Source organism: Corynebacterium glucuronolyticum DSM 44120 (assembly GCF_030440595.1).
Lineage (GTDB): Bacteria > Actinomycetota > Actinomycetes > Mycobacteriales > Mycobacteriaceae > Corynebacterium > Corynebacterium glucuronolyticum.
In genome coordinates this window covers 2,413,315-2,429,496 of record NZ_CP047452.1, presented here as the reverse complement: position 1 = coordinate 2,429,496, position 16,182 = coordinate 2,413,315, and the positions used below count along the sequence as shown (strand labels likewise).

16 protein-coding genes and 1 pseudogene are annotated in these 16,182 nt (G+C 56.3%); 8 read left to right on the top strand and 9 right to left on the bottom strand.

Annotation, left to right across the window (positions count from 1 at the left end; genetic code table 11):
• Window positions 1–321: 321 nt before the first annotated feature.
• The gene (locus tag CGLUCO_RS11050) at window positions 322–1,263 is read right to left on the bottom strand and encodes a zeta toxin family protein (RefSeq protein ID WP_232621973.1); all 942 of its coding nucleotides are present in this window, start codon (window positions 1,261–1,263) and stop codon (window positions 322–324) included.
• Window positions 1,263–1,508 carry a hypothetical protein gene (locus tag CGLUCO_RS11045; protein ID WP_084036558.1) on the bottom strand — a complete coding sequence of 82 codons (246 nt, stop codon included), beginning with the start codon at window positions 1,506–1,508 and terminating at the stop codon, window positions 1,263–1,265. The genes CGLUCO_RS11050 and CGLUCO_RS11045 overlap by 1 nt, the downstream gene beginning before the upstream one ends.
• 269 nt (window positions 1,509–1,777) lie before the next feature.
• On the opposite strand from CGLUCO_RS11045, the gene CGLUCO_RS11040 reads away from it, so the two are divergent.
• The 3 genes from CGLUCO_RS11040 to CGLUCO_RS11030 all read left to right on the top strand — a co-directional run bounded on the left by CGLUCO_RS11040 (window position 1,778) and on the right by CGLUCO_RS11030 (window position 6,394).
• On the top strand, window positions 1,778–3,073 hold the full coding sequence (locus CGLUCO_RS11040) for an ATP-binding protein (RefSeq protein WP_084036517.1): 1,296 nt from the start codon (window positions 1,778–1,780) through the stop codon (window positions 3,071–3,073).
• Between the two features lie 160 nt (window positions 3,074–3,233).
• Entirely contained in the window at window positions 3,234–5,846 is a 2,613-nt protein-coding gene (locus CGLUCO_RS11035; protein WP_084036518.1) for an ATP-dependent Clp protease ATP-binding subunit, read from the top strand.
• An 86-nt stretch (window positions 5,847–5,932) separates the two neighbouring features.
• Window positions 5,933–6,394, top strand: coding sequence for a hypothetical protein (locus CGLUCO_RS11030; RefSeq protein WP_232622017.1), 462 nt, complete (start codon window positions 5,933–5,935; stop codon window positions 6,392–6,394).
• Window positions 6,395–7,144: 750 nt separating this feature from the next.
• Here the strand turns inward: CGLUCO_RS11030 and CGLUCO_RS11025 are convergent.
• From CGLUCO_RS11025 to CGLUCO_RS11015, 3 genes are all read right to left on the bottom strand, one after another.
• Window positions 7,145–7,852 carry a pentapeptide repeat-containing protein gene (locus CGLUCO_RS11025; protein ID WP_005393652.1) on the bottom strand — a complete coding sequence of 236 codons (708 nt, stop codon included), beginning with the start codon at window positions 7,850–7,852 and terminating at the stop codon, window positions 7,145–7,147.
• A 92-nt stretch (window positions 7,853–7,944) separates the two neighbouring features.
• Window positions 7,945–8,358 carry an LGFP repeat-containing protein gene (locus CGLUCO_RS11020; RefSeq protein WP_143336907.1) on the bottom strand — a complete coding sequence of 138 codons (414 nt, stop codon included), beginning with the start codon at window positions 8,356–8,358 and terminating at the stop codon, window positions 7,945–7,947.
• A gap of 109 nt (window positions 8,359–8,467) precedes the next feature.
• Entirely contained in the window at window positions 8,468–9,073 is a 606-nt protein-coding gene (locus CGLUCO_RS11015; protein ID WP_005388689.1) for a pentapeptide repeat-containing protein, read from the bottom strand.
• 155 nt (window positions 9,074–9,228) lie between these two features.
• On the opposite strand from CGLUCO_RS11015, the gene CGLUCO_RS11010 reads away from it, so the two are divergent.
• From CGLUCO_RS11010 to CGLUCO_RS13075, 4 genes and pseudogenes are all read left to right on the top strand, one after another.
• Window positions 9,229–9,825 (top strand): peroxiredoxin, encoded by a 597-nt coding sequence (locus tag CGLUCO_RS11010; protein ID WP_084036520.1) that lies wholly within the window; start codon window positions 9,229–9,231, stop codon window positions 9,823–9,825.
• Window positions 9,826–9,829: 4 nt separating this feature from the next.
• On the top strand, window positions 9,830–10,354 hold the full coding sequence (gene ahpD / locus CGLUCO_RS11005; RefSeq protein ID WP_005393661.1) for an alkylhydroperoxidase, AhpD family: 525 nt from the start codon (window positions 9,830–9,832) through the stop codon (window positions 10,352–10,354).
• 269 nt (window positions 10,355–10,623) lie between these two features.
• Window positions 10,624–11,247: a type IIL restriction-modification enzyme MmeI gene (locus CGLUCO_RS11000; RefSeq protein WP_198481473.1), complete on the top strand. Its 624-nt coding sequence runs from the start codon at window positions 10,624–10,626 to the stop codon at window positions 11,245–11,247.
• Window positions 11,171–11,419, top strand: a pseudogene (locus CGLUCO_RS13075) (type IIL restriction-modification enzyme MmeI); the annotation flags it as partial. The gene CGLUCO_RS11000 and the pseudogene CGLUCO_RS13075, both read left to right, overlap by 77 nt.
• A 224-nt stretch (window positions 11,420–11,643) precedes the next feature.
• Here the strand turns inward: CGLUCO_RS13075 and CGLUCO_RS10995 are convergent.
• On the bottom strand, window positions 11,644–12,252 hold the full coding sequence (locus CGLUCO_RS10995) for a DUF7768 domain-containing protein (protein ID WP_232621974.1): 609 nt from the start codon (window positions 12,250–12,252) through the stop codon (window positions 11,644–11,646).
• Between the two features lie 68 nt (window positions 12,253–12,320).
• Window positions 12,321–13,169 carry a phage antirepressor gene (locus CGLUCO_RS10990; RefSeq protein ID WP_005393664.1) on the bottom strand — a complete coding sequence of 283 codons (849 nt, stop codon included), beginning with the start codon at window positions 13,167–13,169 and terminating at the stop codon, window positions 12,321–12,323.
• 315 nt (window positions 13,170–13,484) lie between these two features.
• Between CGLUCO_RS10990 and CGLUCO_RS10985 the strand changes: the two genes are divergently transcribed.
• Window positions 13,485–14,402, top strand: a complete 918-nt coding sequence (locus tag CGLUCO_RS10985) for an Abi family protein (RefSeq protein ID WP_005388703.1) — start codon at window positions 13,485–13,487, stop codon at window positions 14,400–14,402.
• 73 nt (window positions 14,403–14,475) lie between these two features.
• On the opposite strand, the gene CGLUCO_RS10980 is transcribed toward CGLUCO_RS10985, so the two are convergent.
• Both CGLUCO_RS10980 and CGLUCO_RS10975 read right to left on the bottom strand, forming a co-directional pair.
• Window positions 14,476–14,658 carry a hypothetical protein gene (locus CGLUCO_RS10980; protein ID WP_005388705.1) on the bottom strand — a complete coding sequence of 61 codons (183 nt, stop codon included), beginning with the start codon at window positions 14,656–14,658 and terminating at the stop codon, window positions 14,476–14,478.
• A gap of 185 nt (window positions 14,659–14,843) precedes the next feature.
• Entirely contained in the window at window positions 14,844–15,635 is a 792-nt protein-coding gene (locus tag CGLUCO_RS10975) for a hypothetical protein (protein WP_084036521.1), read from the bottom strand.
• Window positions 15,636–16,182 lie beyond the last annotated feature (547 nt).

Here is a 16,182-nt window from a genome sequence, read left to right as displayed (position 1 = left end):
TACATTTTCAGGTATCGAAGCAAAAGCCCGCCGTGGTCCTGGTGGGTATTGCATGATGAAAGGCAAAGGAAAAATGAAAACTCGTGGAATCGCCGCAGCAGTGGCTACGAGCCTCGCACTAGCCGGTGGAGTTGTAGCAGCACCCGGTGCGGTGGCAGAGGAAAAAAGCTCGGAAAACGCAAAGGTCTTTGAGGCGTTCCAACAGTGCATGACGCAGGTGGACAGAGAAAAGGAAAAACTCGGCCACGACTTCACCGAAGAAGAGTGGGCTGGATTCAAGGGAGACACCAAGGGGTCCTCCGCGCCGGGTGATTCCTTCAGCTACTGTGTGGAAAGCGGGCTATCCTCTGACAACGTTGACCGGATCGCACAATCCTGGATCATTGTTGTGGGAATCAGCGTTGCCGTGACTGCGGTGCTCGGCATGTTTGGCAGCTTCCGTCTCGTCTCCTTCGAAAGCCCCTTCAGGTAATCGTAGAGGGGGCGAACTTTTTCTGAACACGCCGCGAGGGTCGCAATGTGGGGTAGAGTGGCGCGGAGCTCAGCCTGGAATGACGCGTTGCCGTGGGCGCCAGCGAGCTGCCGGAACCGGAGCAAAGATGCACGGGCCTCCTCTGCACTGGTGAACGTGCCAACGCGTTCCCCGTCGTGCCAAACGTGAAAGGTGTCGATGGCATCGTCGAGAGGGAGGATGGCATCGGGGACAGCATTGTAGCCGCGGTCGTGCCCGGCGATGCTTGTCCATCTAGGAAAGGGGAGTCCGAGCTGCTTTTGGGCAAAGTATCGCTGAGCGATGCCGAGGCGGCTGACCTCACCGGGAGTGGCAACGAGTTCCACGACGATGGAGTAACCATCAGCGACGAAGTCGCACACCGTGCGCTTAACAGTCGCCGTGTTAGTAAGCGTGTTTTCCAGATAGGCGTTAAACCGGTTTTCGCGGCATCTTTCGAGGATGCCAGCGAAGACGAAACCGACTGGTTCATTGGATAGCACATCCATCCGCATCTCATCGGCGTCCACAATCTCGTCGAGACGGGGGTGGAGCAGCCGGATCTCGTCGGAATCGACCACCACGCCCGGGCGGGTGCGCTGCAGTCTGCTCACCATGTGGCTCTTGCCAGCGGCAGATTGGGCGGACACGTAGGTTAGAACCGGTTCGTCCGCTGGTACTTGGTCAGCGGAGACAAGGTCCCACGCGGTATCAAGCATCGTGCGCTTATGCTCATCGGTAGTGGCAAAGTCCTGTGGAGAAAGTGCGGTCATTACTCGCTCATCTCCTTTTCCAGTTCGGCCGAAAGGATGTGGGCCGCAGACTGAATTTCTTTCGGATCGTCGCAGTTAAGGTCGAGGTAAAAGCGTCGAAAAGCAAGTGCCTTCTGACGTAGAAACAGCGCGGTGGCGTGGTTGGTCTCAACGGCGGCGCGGCGCAGAAGGCGGGTGGAAAGTGTGGTCGCAGCATCATGGACCGCGTCGAAAAGCATGATGTAGCTATGCGGAAGGGAACTCATGGAACCGAGACTAGACGAGGCAGTCACGCGGAACGGTCAGGTATCGAACAGAAGGGTGATGGAGAAACCATCTCTCATACGAAATATTGAGAAAAAATCCACAAATCCGGAAGTAGAACCGCCACAAATCCGGAAGTAGGACCGCCACAAATCCGGAAGTAGGACCGCCACAAATCCGGAAGTAGAACCGCCACAAATCCGGAAGTAGAACCGCCACAAATCCGGAAGTAGGGTTTATTTCCGCTCGTAAACGCGCTATATTTGACCGCATGGATGTGAAGGAATTTACCGGTGTAGATTACAGCCGACGTGTGATTGATAGAGAGGTCGAAAACCTCATTAAGACGGTGCCTGCCATCGTCATTGAAGGGCCGAGGGGATGCGGAAAGACAATGACGGGCCTGAATTTCGCACGCTCTGCCGCTTTCTTGGACTCTCCCGAGACAGAACTGCTGGCGGCAACCGATCTGTCACTTCTGACCGAAGGTGAAAATCCGCGATTGCTGGACGAATGGCAGCTTTACCCGGCCCTGTGGAACGTAGTTAGGCGAAGAATAGACTTTGGTGGAAGCTACGGCTCTTTCATTCTCACGGGGTCTGCGGTTCCAAATGATGATGTGCGACGGCATTCGGGTGCAGGACGGTTCATCCATCTGAGGCAGCGCACGATGACCGGATTTGAAAAATCATTGTTGCGCGAAAATAGGGGTGAAAAATCTCCTGATGATGGCGGCGAGGTTTCCCTCCGCGGGTTGTTTGCAGGAGAGGGGGTTAAAGCTGACACCTCCAGCTCCGCGATTACAGATGTGATTAGCCAACTGTTAACGCCGGGGTTTCCGAACATGGTTCTGATGGAACCATCGGCGCGAAGAAGAATGCTGGAGGGGTACATTCAAGATATTTCAGAGGTCGATATTCAGAGGTTGGCGGATGTGCGTCACGATCCCCACTCAATCAGAGCACTTCTAGCTTCGCTGAGTAGGCATGTCTCCACCAGTGTTAGTTGGGAGACACTCCGAAAGGATCTCCGCAATGTTGATGTGGAAATTTCCGTGAAAGGAGTGCAACGTCTGATTGAGTTACTCGAGCGGATGTACGTGGTGGAAAGCGTTCCTGCGATGCGTACGCAGCTACGGTCACGGGCGGTACTGCGCAAATCATCTAAGTTTGTTTTAGCTGATCCGGCGCTTGCTGCAGCTGCACTTCATGCTGATGAAGAGGCATTATTGGCAGATATGGAGACGACGGGCTTCCTATTTGAGTCAGCGGTGATCCACGATCTTGCCGTGTTTGCGCAGGCGCTGGAAGGCAGTGTGGGGTACTACCGAGATTCCAATAATCATGAGATCGATTGTGTGATCGAATTAGAAAACGGGGCTTGGGCTGCCATAGAAGTGAAGCTTGGACTCAACCAAATCGAATACGGGGCAGAAAGACTTTCTTTGGCCGTTGATCAGATTGACAAGAATCCGCCTGCGTTTAAAGCTGTCGTGACCGGTAATGGACCAATATTGCAATTGAAAGACGGGACATTTACCTTTCCGCTTCATGCGCTGCGTCCATAGCTAGGTCGGGGGCAAGTGCCTCGTTCGCTACCGGCGTACACCCCACTGAACTGGGGGAATGGGAAATTTAGGGGAAAATGGAAAATAATCTGGGGCGGCGAACGGTTAAGGTGGGTAGCAGTTAGATAAAGGTAGTAGTACACGCGAAGGGGAAACATAAGTGTTCGAACGGTTTACGGACCGCGCCCGCCGAGTCATTGTGCTCGCGCAGGAAGAAGCGCGGATGCTCAACCACAATTACATCGGCACCGAGCACATCCTGCTCGGCCTCATCCACGAGGGCGAAGGCGTGGCCGCCAAGGCCCTCGAATCCATGGGTATTTCGCTTGAGGATGTGCGCAAGGAAGTAGAGGAGCTCATCGGCCCCGGCTCGCAGCCGCCGAGCGGGCATATTCCGTTTACGCCGCGCGCCAAGAAGGTGCTCGAGCTGTCCCTGCGCGAAGGCCTCCAGATGGGGCACAAGTACATCGGCACCGAGTTCCTGCTCCTCGGCCTCGTTCGCGAGGGTGAAGGTGTTGCTGCACGTGTGCTGGTGAAGCTCGGCGCGGATCTGCCGCGTGTGCGCCAGACGGTGATTCAGCTTCTGTCCGGCTACGAAGGCCAGCAGGGTGGCGAGGCACCAGAGGGTAGCGGACTCGCGGGTGCGGGTGCTGCCCCCGGTGGTGGCGCGTTCGGTGGACGCCAGATGGGCGGCCCCGGTGAGCGCTCCAACTCGCTGACGCTGGATAAGTTCGGCCGAAACCTCACGCAGCTGGCCAAGGACGGCAAGCTGGACCCGGTTGTGGGGCGTGAGAAGGAAATCGAGCGCATCATGCAGGTGCTCTCCCGCCGTACCAAGAACAACCCGGTGCTTATCGGTGAGCCGGGCGTCGGCAAGACGGCCGTGGTCGAGGGCTTGGCGCTCGACATCGTCAACGGCCGTGTTCCGGAAACGCTGCGTGATAAGCAGCTGTACTCGCTGGATCTCGGCTCCCTCGTTGCGGGTTCCCGTTACCGTGGTGACTTTGAGGAGCGCCTGAAGAAGGTGCTCAAGGAGATCAACCAGCGTGGTGACATCATCCTGTTCATCGACGAGATCCACACCATTGTTGGTGCGGGTGCCGCCGAGGGCGCGATCGACGCTGCTTCGCTGCTGAAGCCGAAGCTCGCCCGCGGTGAGCTGCAGACCATCGGCGCGACCACGCTGGATGAGTACCGCAAGCACATCGAGAAGGATGCCGCACTCGAGCGTCGTTTCCAGCCAGTCAACGTGCCGGAGCCGTCCGTCGAGGACACCATCCAGATCCTGAAGGGCCTGCGCGACCGCTACGAGGCGCACCACCGCGTGTCCATCACCGACGGTGCACTCGCTGCCGCCGCCAGCCTGTCGGATCGCTACATCAACGACCGTTTCCTCCCGGATAAGGCCGTTGACCTCATCGATGAGGCTGGTGCCCGCATGCGCATCAAGCGGATGACGGCGCCGGAGGGCCTGCGCGAGATCGACGAGCGGATTGCCAAGGTGCGCGGCGAGAAGGAAGCCGCCATCGACGCTCAGGACTTTGAAAAGGCCGCGGGTCTTCGCGATAACGAGCGCAAGCTCACCGAGGAGCGCGCCGAGAAGGAAAAGCAGTGGCGCAATGGTGAGCTGCAGGAAATCGCCGAGGTAGGCGAGGAGCAGATCGCCGAGGTGCTGGCCAACTGGACCGGTATCCCCGTGTTCAAGCTCACCGAGGAGGAATCCTCCCGCCTCATCCACATGGAGGACGAGCTGCACAAGCGCATCATCGGCCAGGAGGACGCAGTCAAGGCCGTCTCCCGCGCCATCAGGCGCACCCGTGCCGGCCTCAAGGATCCGAACCGCCCGTCCGGCTCCTTCATCTTCGCTGGTCCGTCCGGTGTGGGTAAGACGGAGCTGTCCAAGGCCCTCGCTGAGTTCCTGTTCGGTGACGATGACTCGCTCATCCAGATCGACATGGGCGAGTTCCACGACAAGTTCACGGCCTCGCGCCTGTTCGGTGCTCCCCCCGGATACGTCGGCTACGACGAGGGTGGTCAGCTCACCGAGAAGGTTCGTCGCAAGCCCTTCTCTGTGGTGCTTTTCGACGAAATTGAGAAGGCACACAAGGAGATCTACAACACCCTGTTGCAGGTCCTCGAGGAAGGCAGGCTTACCGACGGCCAGGGACGCGTGGTGGACTTCAAGAACACCGTCTTGATCTTCACCTCCAACCTCGGAACGCAGGATATCTCCAAGGCTGTGGGCATGGGCTTCACCGCCAACAACGAGACGGACGACGACGCCAAGTACGAGCGGATGAAGGACAAGGTTACCGACGAGCTGAAGAAGCACTTCCGCCCCGAGTTCCTGAACCGTATCGATGAGATTGTGGTGTTCAAGCAGCTCACCCGCGACCAGATCGTGCAGATGGTCGACCTCCTCACCGCACGCGTGGCCAAGATGTTGCGGGAGAAGGACATGGGCTTGGAGATCACCGAGAAGGCCAAGAACCTTCTGGCCAAGCGCGGTTTCGACCCGGTGCTCGGTGCCCGCCCGCTGCGCCGCACCATTCAGCGTGAGATCGAGGATGCGCTCTCCGAGAAGATCCTCTTTGGCGAGGTCGGTGCCGGCGAGATCGTCACCGTCGACGTCGACGGCTGGGACGGTGAGTCTGAGGACACGGACAAGGCCACCTTCACCTTCACCCCGAAGCCAAAGCCGCTGCCGGGCGTTGAGGATGAGGCCCCCGCCGAGTCCGGCGACCACGCTCAGGCAAGCGAGGGCGACGAGTAGTTCGCCTCCACCTTCTACGTGCTCCCACCTTCTACGTGCTCCCATCTTTTAAGGTGGGAGCACCTCTTTATGCCTCAGCTACGATGATGAGTGTGACAAGGATTCCTCGACCCTTACTCGCCTTCCTCGGCGGGCTCACACTGTTTGTTATCTTTTGCGTTGTTTGGCTGTGGAACGCGGATCCTCTGAAGCAAGCTCTGACTCGGGCGTCGGCCGAGAACCCACCGGTGGCCGTGAACCTCGCGGAGATCTATCACTTGAACGCCACCGAGATCGCCGTGCAATGCGGGTACCAGAGCAACTCCGATGCTTCGCGGGCGCTCGGTATCTCCGCGCGACAGGCCCGCGACCTAAAAAATAACGATGCTGACAAGGTAGTCTATTTCCGAGACGCGCGTTCTTCACTGCTCAAGGTTGTCACCCTCCCCAGTAACGCCAAGATCTGTGATGACATCACAAGCCTCACATGGATTCCCAACACTCCAGTGTGTTTCACTCCGGACGAGCGCTGGCCCGGGTTGTGGCGGGGGAGGCTGTGCGCAGTTTAGCCTGCGCCACCGACGGGCAGGTGATTCTCAGGCCTTGTTTAGTTTTGAAAAAGCTAAGAAAACTAGGTTGATTGTGGTGTGGTGATGTAGCTAAGCCTCGTCATCTACTTGTTTGGCTGCGGGATGCGCGAGGATCGCGCAGTAGATGAAGTCACCACTGGTGATGGCGTATACGGTGGAAAGAATCGATAAATCAGCGGTGTTGCTGAAATGACTATCAACGTGAGTAGTAGAGCGACAACGATGTGCCGATACCCAACAACGTGCATGTTCAGTGGGGCTACTGTGTGTCCGGCATCCTACGCGGCATCACTTTTCTTTGTTGCGGTGGTGCGGACACCAAAAAAACCGTTGCTTGGGTTAGTTCCGTTGATCTTGGGCCCGCCAGAGTTTTAACAGAATAAACTCCAGGAGCGCTAAATGAACGGCTGAATCGATGAGGGAAATGTCCATGTTCTTCTTCTTTCGGTGTATCGGGTTGTGAGTGACACTCGAACTGGCAGTCTTGAAGAACTACTTGCTACCACCTATGGAGCTAGCGAAAGGGAACACGCAGCATGATGGGTGACAATGGAACGAAATGTGGAGTTGTAGTTGGGGAGTCGGTGGAAGAAAAGAGCTCTTTATGGTCTTCAGTAACGAGGACTAGGACGGGTATTTTAAAGTACTAGCTTGCGGTATTTACTGAATCTTCCGCTGCGCTGAGGTGGAGCCTCATCTATCACGAAATAAAGAAACGGAAGCTCCCGTTTAGTGCGGGGAGCTCGTAAATGAAATTCCGCGTTGCTCTGCAGGATTGAAACTTGCCTCTGTTAAATCGCAATCAATGAATGAAGCATCTCTGAGGTTTGCCCCCATCCAGTTTGAGTGGGTGAAATTTCCAGTGAAAAACGCCCCCGGTGCATCGGCACCCACAAAGCGACATTCGGAAAAATCACCGGAGAGGATTGCTCCAGCTAACTGAGCATTTTCAAAGTATGTTCGGTGAGCATCTACGTTTACCAACCGTGCCTTTTCGAGCCGAGCGAAGTAGAAAGACGTCTCCGAAATGCACGCGTCGTTCAAAATGGCGTGGTCCAACAAAGCAAATTCAAAGTCGATGTGTGCTGTGATGTGATCACGTATGAAATGAAAATTCAGTGCTGTATCTATCGCGATACTAAACCCATTGTCCCGCCACCCGTCATACGGGCCAAAGCCGGGAACTGATGTCAGAATGCGGGATCCGAGCTCCGCGAAAATGTAGTTTCTTACCGGGCTCGCAATCGATCTATCTTTCGTGATTTGCAATAGGAGGTGAGCATATGGGCTGATGAGTCTTGAGGCAGCGGGCGGGGTGAGATTACTTTGATTAGCGATTGTGTCCAGACGACAAAAAATGGTGTCAACGAATTGCTTGTCTATCTTATCTAGTGAAAATGTAAATCCATCGATTGGATTCAAAATACTGGGGGACATTGGTTACCTACACCTACGGAAGTAGATCTCCGAATCTTTTTGTTGTGTTGACATATTCCGGGCAGGGAGGAGACTTGTACTCTAGGCCCCGATTAAAAGGGTTGGCAGTGCACCAAGTAAATAAAACCATTTATGAATTCCGAGCGTTTCCCCGATGTGTCAGGGTTGGTCAGCTCGTCGGAAATTGGAGGTCCGAGCCAGGAGTGCTCCGCGCCGATAGCTTGGTAATGGTTGTGGATCTCCCCGCAAACTGATTTATGAGCAGGTGCAAATGATTTACACCCTGGGCTGCGGTTTGCCAAACGTATGGTGGGATTTGTTGGGATTTCTGGGCTAATTTGTTCCACTTGTCTTTTGTGTTTTATCAAGAGGTCCGGACGATTGTGCTGTAGCTCTTCCAGTTGCTCGCTTGGGGTTGGGGAGAAACGGTCGCTGACATAGTCATCCGGTGTGGTCGTTGATGATGGGATGCGGGCTTGTGCGGTGCATGTTGAAATGGTGAACATCAGGAAAGGCTCAAAGTACAAACCAACGTGGCTAGAAATATTAGGTTGGTACTCAAGGACTGTTCCGTTGTTTGGCCGAGCCGCATTTGTGTCTCCGTTTCAAGTGACTTCACCACTTATTATAGTGTTCTGTGGTGTTTTTCTGGGCGGATGTAGTCTCAACCTTAGGCTTGGGATCAGCGTCAAAAGCACAGTTGCGCACCGTAGCTGGTCCGAAGCTAGTCATATCGAACGTCGAACCTAAAAATGAGCAATTGAAAAAGGTAGAACGTTTGGTAATACCTAAGGCGAGAAAATCTGTTTTAGTGAAATCGCAGTCTATGTAGGTGCCGGTTAGTACCCCGTTGTAAAATTTGGTGCCCGAGAAGTTGCAACGAGTGACGGTGGCGTGCGACAAGATGAGGTAGTCAGCCCACATATTTCGGCAATCAATCCCATCCATGACGGGAGCCTCTATAGCAATTTGGCGCAGATCGGCTCCGCAGAGGTTGAGGGGGAGAATATCGTTGCGCTTGAGGAGTTCTGACAAGGCGACGCTGCGAACTTGATTGTTAGTGAGGCGAAGGCCTGATATAGCGCGTAGAAGTGAGTTGGCGATCTCGGTGCGGTCAGTCGGGGAGCATGTCGGATCGTCGGCAAGCACAAGGAGTGAGGAGACGAAGAACTGCTGAGTTAGCGGTGAATCCGATGAGCGGGGGAGGGGTGGCAGCTTCATGACTTAAGGGTACCGCCTTACAAATAGCGAAAAACGATGAAAAGAAAATTAGTAATACCGGCTACCTCTTGACGGTGGTCAAATTTGTGTGTATAAAGGGTTGTGACGGAGAAAACACTCTCCGCAGGTCTAGTTTCTAACAGAGGAGACAAATCATGGCACTTCTGACCATCGGCGATAAGTTCCCAGAGTTCAAGCTCACTGCGCTTAAGGGTGGCGATCTGCACGACGTTAACGCCCAGAAGCCGGAGGATTACTTTGAGGAGATTTCCAATGACTCCTTCCGTGGGAAGTGGCTTGTATTCTTCTTCTACCCCAAGGACTTCACCTTCGTCTGCCCCACCGAGATCGCAGCCTTCGGCGAGTTGGATGAGGAGTTCCAGGACCGCGATGCGCAGATCATCGGTGGCTCCATCGATAACGAGTTCGCACACTTCCAGTGGCGCGCAACCCACAAGGATCTGAAGTCCATTCCGTTCCCCATGGTCTCCGATATCAAGCACGAGCTCATCCGTGCTCTTGGTGTGGAGAACGCTGACGGTGTTGCTGACCGAGCAACCTTCATTATTGACCCGGACGGCATTATCCAGTTCGTGTCCGCCACCCCGGATGCCGTGGGCCGCAACGTCGACGAGGTTCTCCGTGTCCTCGACGCCCTCCAGTCTGAGGAAGTTTGTGCCTGCAACTGGGAGGCCAACGACCCGACCAAGAACATTGACAAGATGGACGTCCTGAAGGAAGAGCTGAAGTAAAAATATGGCAATCGAAAACCTCAAGAACGCGCTGCCCGAGTACGCGAAGGATCTCAAGCTGAACCTCAGCTCGCTGACCCGTTCCAAGGAACTTTCCGAGCAGCAGCTATGGGGTTCCATGCTGGCAGCGGCAGCCGCTACCCGCAACGCCCAGGTGTTCAAGGAAATCCGTGAGGAGGCAGCGGAGCACCTGTCCGAGGAGGCTATGAACGCCGCCTCCATGTCCGCCTCCATCATGGGCATGAACAACATTGCCTACCGCGCCCAGGAGTTCCTCCCGGACGAGTACGCCACCATCCGCATGGGCCTGCGCCAAAACGGCATGGCCAAGCCCGGCGTGGACAAGGTTGACTTTGAGCTGTGGAACATCGCCGTCTCCGTGATCAACGGCTGCGGCCGCTGCACCGCCGCCCACGAGCACACCGTGCGTGAGGAGGGCCTCAAGGAGGCCCAGGTGTGGGAGGCTGTCAAGGTGGCAGCGACCCTCCAGGGCATCGCCCAGGCTCTGTTCATTGAGTCCGCGAAGTAACCCTTAGGGCACAAAACAACGTACACATTCCGGATCCCATTGAGGGGTCCGGAATTTTTTATTCGGCTTTTACTCAGGTCTGGCGATGGGTTAGCTTGTTGCGGTGTATTTCGGGAGCGGGGCCAATCGCAAGTACACAGTCGGGTTGCGGATTTAAGAAACTGATGTCCGTGGCTCGGGCAGCTTTTGAGGCTTGTCGACGCTTTGTGGTCGCCGAAATCTTTCAATTCCGCTGTAGTTCGGTGGGTACGGTCGGTACCATAAGCTCTATGGCAGCAGCCACCAGAAATAGCAAAGTTAAGAGCGCGGTTGAACAAAGACTGGAGCGTGCGGATGCCGCGCGGTCATTTGTAGCAACGTGGTCAGGGCGTGGCTATGAAAAAGGAGATACAGCTTCTTTCTGGATTCAGCTCCTATCGCAGGTAGTAGGCCTAGAAGATGTCGTCACGGCGGTGCATTTCGAAGAGCGAGTGAGCACTGGAGGCTTTATTGATGCCCATATTCCCTCAGCGAAAACACTGATTGAGCAGAAAGCTCTGGGGGTTAATCTGGGTAAGCCAGAAATGCGCCAGGGGCGCTTGGTAACCCCGTTCGAACAGGCTAAGGCATACGCCGACGAGATGAAGAACTCGAACCGGCCTGACTACATCAGTGTTTCGAACTTCTCCCATTTCCGCATCCATGATCTAGACCAAGAGCGTCCGGCAGAGAACTACGTTGAGTTCTCGCTGGAGGAGCTGCCAGAGCAGTTTCATCTCCTAGATTTCATTGTCACAGGACAAAAAGCCCGCAGGGTAAAAGAGCAGCAAGCTTTCTATGCATGCGGGCGAACTCGTTGGCATGCTGTACAAGAGTTTGGCTGCTCAATACATAGATCCGGAGAGCGAACGTAGTCGGCATTCTCTCAACGTGTTATGTGTTCGGCTCGTATTCTGCTTATTCGCGGAGGATGTGGGACTCTTCGGTAAGGATTCGTTGTACCGCTATCTCTCTGGGGTACCTACTGAATACATGCGGGGAAAGATGATCGAGTTCTTTCGTGTGCTGGATACTCCCTATGATGATCGTGATGCGTATATTTCGGACGAGCTATCGCAGTTCCCCTATGTGAACGGCGGATTATTCCGCGAGGAAGACATTGAGATTCCGCAATTCACTGAGGACATTGTCTCTTTACTGGCAAACGAGATCTCACGTGACACCGACTGGTCAAAAATCTCTCCAACCATCTTTGGTGGGGTATTTGAGTCCACACTAAACCCGGAGACCCGTGCCAAGGGCGGGATGCACTATACGAGCCCGGAAAACATCCACAAGGTCATCGACCCCCCTTTCATTGACAGTTTGAAGCAGGAGCTGGAATCGATCCTGACGGATCCAGAGATGACTCCGCTTAAGAAAACAAGGCGGCTGAAAAAATACCACGATAAGTTTTCCGAGGAGATGAAGCTCGCAGACGAGCGCCGGTCGTTGGTGTAGGTGGTGGCGACGTGATCCAACCTGGCCACCTGCTCCAGCCCGGCTTGGTCGGTGATCTGGTGATGGTTCGGGTAGTGGTTGTTGTGCGCATTGCCGCTACTGGTGGCGGCGCATAGGGTGAACGGGGTCATGCGGGGTGCACCTCCTGGAAGTCGGCATCGAAGAAGCGGATCGGGGATGTCCATCTGGTGTGCCCAGCCGATCTCGGCGCGCATCCCAGCGCTGACCCGACCGATGTATGCCCATAGTTGTTCGCATTTCGACAGCAGGATGCGGTTGAAGAACATGGCCAGCTCGCGGGCGTCCGGGGCGGTCTTTTCCATGAACTGCGGGTAGTGCAGATGTGGGGCGAGCGGGATCTGGCGTGCTGACACCGCGAACGCGCTGACCCGGCGGGCAAGCACGATGTTCGCCTCCACATCGCCGGAATACGGGGAGCAGATGTAAACCAACGGTCGGCACCCGTACTCGGCGCGCTGAATCGCTTTCAGCGCGCGGTAGCAGGTCGGGTCGGGGTATCCTTCGACGTTCTTCTTCGGTATTCCGGTATCAAGAAGCGCAGTGGTGGGTATTTGGTGTCCTCGCTTTCACGCTCGATCACCGGTGGCAGGCCACGGGTGTTCTTCAACAGGTCATAGATGAACAGGCGGCCTTTCTGCGCCCAGTACATGTGGGTGCGGGTCTTGCCCTCGTCGTACTCGTGCGTCTTGGACTGGGTGTAACCCTGCTCAGCAAACTTGGCGTAGAGGAACCAGCGCCCGGACTGGTGAAACTGCACCTGCTCCTCGCGCAGAATCTGGTTGAGCTTCTTCGCCGACAAGCCGTAGTCCTTGGCGATCTCGGTGGTGGTGATCAGCGACGGCGACACCAGCATCACGTCGTAATACGACACCTTCGGTGCCGCCTCCAGCAGTGCTTGCTCGGCGGCGAGCCGCTTGGCCCGCTCGGCGCGCAGGGCGGCGATTGCTCGCTCCAGGAACAAATCATCATTGAGCAGCTCGTCGATGGCGTACATGCCGTGAAGGCGGATGGACGGGAGGACGTCGTCGAACACCCACGCCTCGAACTGCCGGGCGGCGGGCAGCTTGGAGGAGACGATCAGCCGGTACGGGTCGCCTTCGCTGATGAACCTGACCTGCTGGATGCCGCCAGCCGTTTCTAGGGGGTAGTGATTCACGACCACCCCCTTGCAGTGACGCGCCAGGGCATCTTTCGTGTTGGCGTAGCCGAGGGCGGTCGCCACGTCCTTGCCGCAGAACAGGACCTGCCCGCCCGAGGTGATGGTTCGGATCGTACCGAACTCGTGGTTGGTGAACGCATGTAGCGCGGTAGCCATGACCGGTTCCTTTTCTGAGAGCCGGGTAGACAATCGTGGGCGCGGGATGCGCCAGGCTCTCACCTGTCAGGCACGGAAGGCACCGAAACCGGACACGGTGTGAGGAAGGCTCTCGCCCATACGGCCCCCGAGCACCGACAAATCCGGACGGGTCAGAGGACACACTGGTGTGTGAACGTACCGATCTCCGTGCCCCGTGCTCTTGCTTCCGCGTCATCAACCAGGTAACCTTGTAGTCAACATGACCGGTTCCGCTGCCCGCCTCGGTGGGAGTCCAGGGCCGGTCTTCGTTTTTCGTATTAAACAGGGGTGCGCGTGGAGCAGGTGAAGCAGTTCAAGACCTACGGTGAACAGGTCGAATTGCTTCGTCAGCGTGGGATGCGAGTGAATGATCCTCAGCATGCTGAGACGCTGCTGGCGCGATTGAACTACTACCGCTTGTCCGGATACTGGTACCCGATGCGCCGTTTCTCCCAAGGCGACGGCACTGCCCAAAATGAATTCGTTGACGGAGCATCGTTTGACCTGGTGGTAGCCCTCTACGGGTTTGACGAGCAATTGCGCCACAGCGTGTTCATCGAGCTTGATCGCGTGGAGTTGGCTATTCGGACCAAGCTCGGTCACGAACTGGGCCACCTCGACCCGCTGATCTATTTGGATCCCCAGCGTTTGAGCGCCCGGGCACGGCAGCGAAACAAAGACGGGCGTAGCGTGCACGAGGTGTGGCTGAGAAAGTACCAGTCGGCATTGAAAGCGTCGAAGGAGGACTTCGTCGCCCACCACAAATCCAAATATGGCGGGACTCTACCCATCTGGGCGGCCGTCGAAATCATGGATTGGGGAATGCTGTCATACCTGTACGGTATGTCGCCCAATATCGTGCGCAAACGGATTGCCGAGCCCTGCGACCTAACTGGTCCTCAGCTTGAATCATGGCTGAAATCCTTGAATATTCTGCGTAATTACGCAGCTCATCATGCAAGGATGTTCAACCGTGTTTACGGCATCAAACCGAAACTGAACAATGACGTCAGGCTGGCTCCGGTAGCTGAAGGGATGAATCGCGTGTTCGGGCAGCTCTCCCTTATCCAATACTTGCACCGCCAACTGGACTTGTCTCCAGCCGACCGGCTACCGAAGCTGTTCGACACTTACCCGCACAATCCTATCGTGCCGTTTTCTCGCATAGGCGCACCTGACAACTGGCGCGAGTTGCCTCTTTGGCGTGTCTAATCCTTGCGGTAGTAGTCGCATTCGTACCCGTCGGCGTTAAGTGGGAGCCCTGCTGCCCAGTCGGGTGGGGTCGTCATGAGGACGCAGGCATCAGCGACCGTAAACCAGAACCAACAGGTTCGTCGCGGACGTGCATGACAATCTTGTGCCCAGCCTGAGCGACGAGTGTCATGGCGCGGACGAGAAGGTCACGAGCAACTGCTTGGACGATGTTCTCGACGAGCTTGCCGCCGTAGGTTTCCAGCCGCGGTATCACTGGCAGAAAGGCCCGTCCAACCCTGCGTCAGCTGCACGATCGCAATCCGCCCCGCAGTCATGCTCACGGAGGGTAGAAATCCCTGAAAAAGCTGTAAGCTCTCCCCTTTCCGCTTCCCGACGCCCACCTCTCGTCCATCCTCCCTCCCCGCAGGCCCCCCGATCCCCCGATCGGAGAAAAGCAGCCTACGCAGCGGGCAGCAGCGCGAGGATCTGCGGCGGCATGAGTGCGCGCACGGCCGGCACGTAGGTGATGAGCGCGGCGATGATCCCCACAAGCGCGAGCACGCCGGCGGTGACGCTCAGCCCGATGGCGGCCTCCTCGGAGAGCCCTGCGGCTTCGGCACCCGCGGCGAAGCTGGTATCGCCCGATCTGCCTTCGACGCACCACCGCGCGTTGATTAGTGCCAGCTTTTCAAGCTTGTTCATGTAAGCGTACTGAGCGTCGATCATCTTGCTCAGCATGTTGTCCACCTCGGGGATGCCAAACTTTGCTTCCGGTGGCAAAACGGGCTTCGGGCTCACTCCGCGGTCAATGAGTTCCTGGGCTTTTGCTTTGGTGAACGTGGTGGACTGTCCGATTGGAGTGTTGTTCATTTGGATTGCGGCGTCGGCGATTTTGCCGTACGCGTCCATGATTATTTGGGCCAGTTCGGTCCCGCCTGATTTGTCGCGTGTCTTGTTGTACAGCGACATAGTGACGTTGTAGATCTTCGTCTCGTTGGTGGTGGGCAATTTCCCTGTCCACAGGCTTGCAAGGTCTTGATAGGTGCCGGGAGTGTAAGAGTCGTAGGCGCGTGCGATCTCAAGCCAAAAATCTTTGGTGGCTTGGATCCCATAGTCCGTGTCGGCTTGGGTACCAGTGAACGTGCACGTGCCATTTGGGTTGACGGTGATTTGATACGCCTCAGCCTGCGGAACTGCAACGCCCGCGAGGCTGACAGCGACTGCCGTGGTGACGGCTGCGATCTTCTTCATGGTGGGAACCTTCCGGTTTTGGGGGTGTTACTTTTAGCGTACGCGCTACACATGAATTTGGCAGGCATCTTTAAGTAGTCCCAAAGAACTACCCCCGACGGTTACGACGGCCCCGACGTTCACGGCCCCGACGTTCACGGCCCCGACGCTCGCCCTTCCTCTAGCTTGTCGACGCCCACCTCTCCCCCACCATGTCACCGCGCGGCGCGCCGAGTCTCCTAATAGACGCGCCCGGGGTCCAGGAGATCACGCCCCTTGGTTGACATAGATGGCGATGCCGGTGGCGTCAGGGAACGCGGCGGGGTGGGGTCGGCTGTTATCGTCTGGAGGTTAAGAAAGCCGATTATTTGTTGGTTAGCCCTACGGTGGGGAACTGAAGTTGATGGCTTTGTCTCTCTTCGGGGCAGGTTAAAGGGGCTTTCGTTACCTGTTTTGTAGTGGGGCTAATCGCTGGCTTCAGTTTGGCTTGTTGCTGTCCCCGGCTAGAACTGATCCGGAGGTTGGTGCCACCGAAAGCGGTGGCATGTTTCAACAGCTCAATAGGAAC

What these genes read in the sequence shown, in the direction of transcription:
- CGLUCO_RS10990 (WP_005393664.1), bottom strand. Translation starts at nt 13,169, where the DNA reads ATGGCTACCGCGCTACATGCGTTCACCAACCACGAGTTCGGTACGATC.
- ahpD (WP_005393661.1), top strand. Translation starts at nt 9,830, where the DNA reads ATGGCAATCGAAAACCTCAAGAACGCGCTGCCCGAGTACGCGAAGGAT.
- CGLUCO_RS11020 (WP_143336907.1), bottom strand. Translation starts at nt 8,358, where the DNA reads ATGTTCACCATTTCAACATGCACCGCACAAGCCCGCATCCCATCATCA.
- CGLUCO_RS11000 (WP_198481473.1), top strand. Translation starts at nt 10,624, where the DNA reads ATGGCAGCAGCCACCAGAAATAGCAAAGTTAAGAGCGCGGTTGAACAA.
- CGLUCO_RS10975 (WP_084036521.1), bottom strand. Translation starts at nt 15,635, where the DNA reads ATGAAGAAGATCGCAGCCGTCACCACGGCAGTCGCTGTCAGCCTCGCG.
- CGLUCO_RS11025 (WP_005393652.1), bottom strand. Translation starts at nt 7,852, where the DNA reads ATGTCCCCCAGTATTTTGAATCCAATCGATGGATTTACATTTTCACTA.
- CGLUCO_RS11040 (WP_084036517.1), top strand. Translation starts at nt 1,778, where the DNA reads ATGGATGTGAAGGAATTTACCGGTGTAGATTACAGCCGACGTGTGATT.
- CGLUCO_RS11010 (WP_084036520.1), top strand. Translation starts at nt 9,229, where the DNA reads ATGGCACTTCTGACCATCGGCGATAAGTTCCCAGAGTTCAAGCTCACT.
- CGLUCO_RS11045 (WP_084036558.1), bottom strand. Translation starts at nt 1,508, where the DNA reads ATGAGTTCCCTTCCGCATAGCTACATCATGCTTTTCGACGCGGTCCAT.
- CGLUCO_RS11050 (WP_232621973.1), bottom strand. Translation starts at nt 1,263, where the DNA reads ATGACCGCACTTTCTCCACAGGACTTTGCCACTACCGATGAGCATAAG.
- CGLUCO_RS11015 (WP_005388689.1), bottom strand. Translation starts at nt 9,073, where the DNA reads ATGAAGCTGCCACCCCTCCCCCGCTCATCGGATTCACCGCTAACTCAG.
- CGLUCO_RS11030 (WP_232622017.1), top strand. Translation starts at nt 5,933, where the DNA reads ATGAGTGTGACAAGGATTCCTCGACCCTTACTCGCCTTCCTCGGCGGG.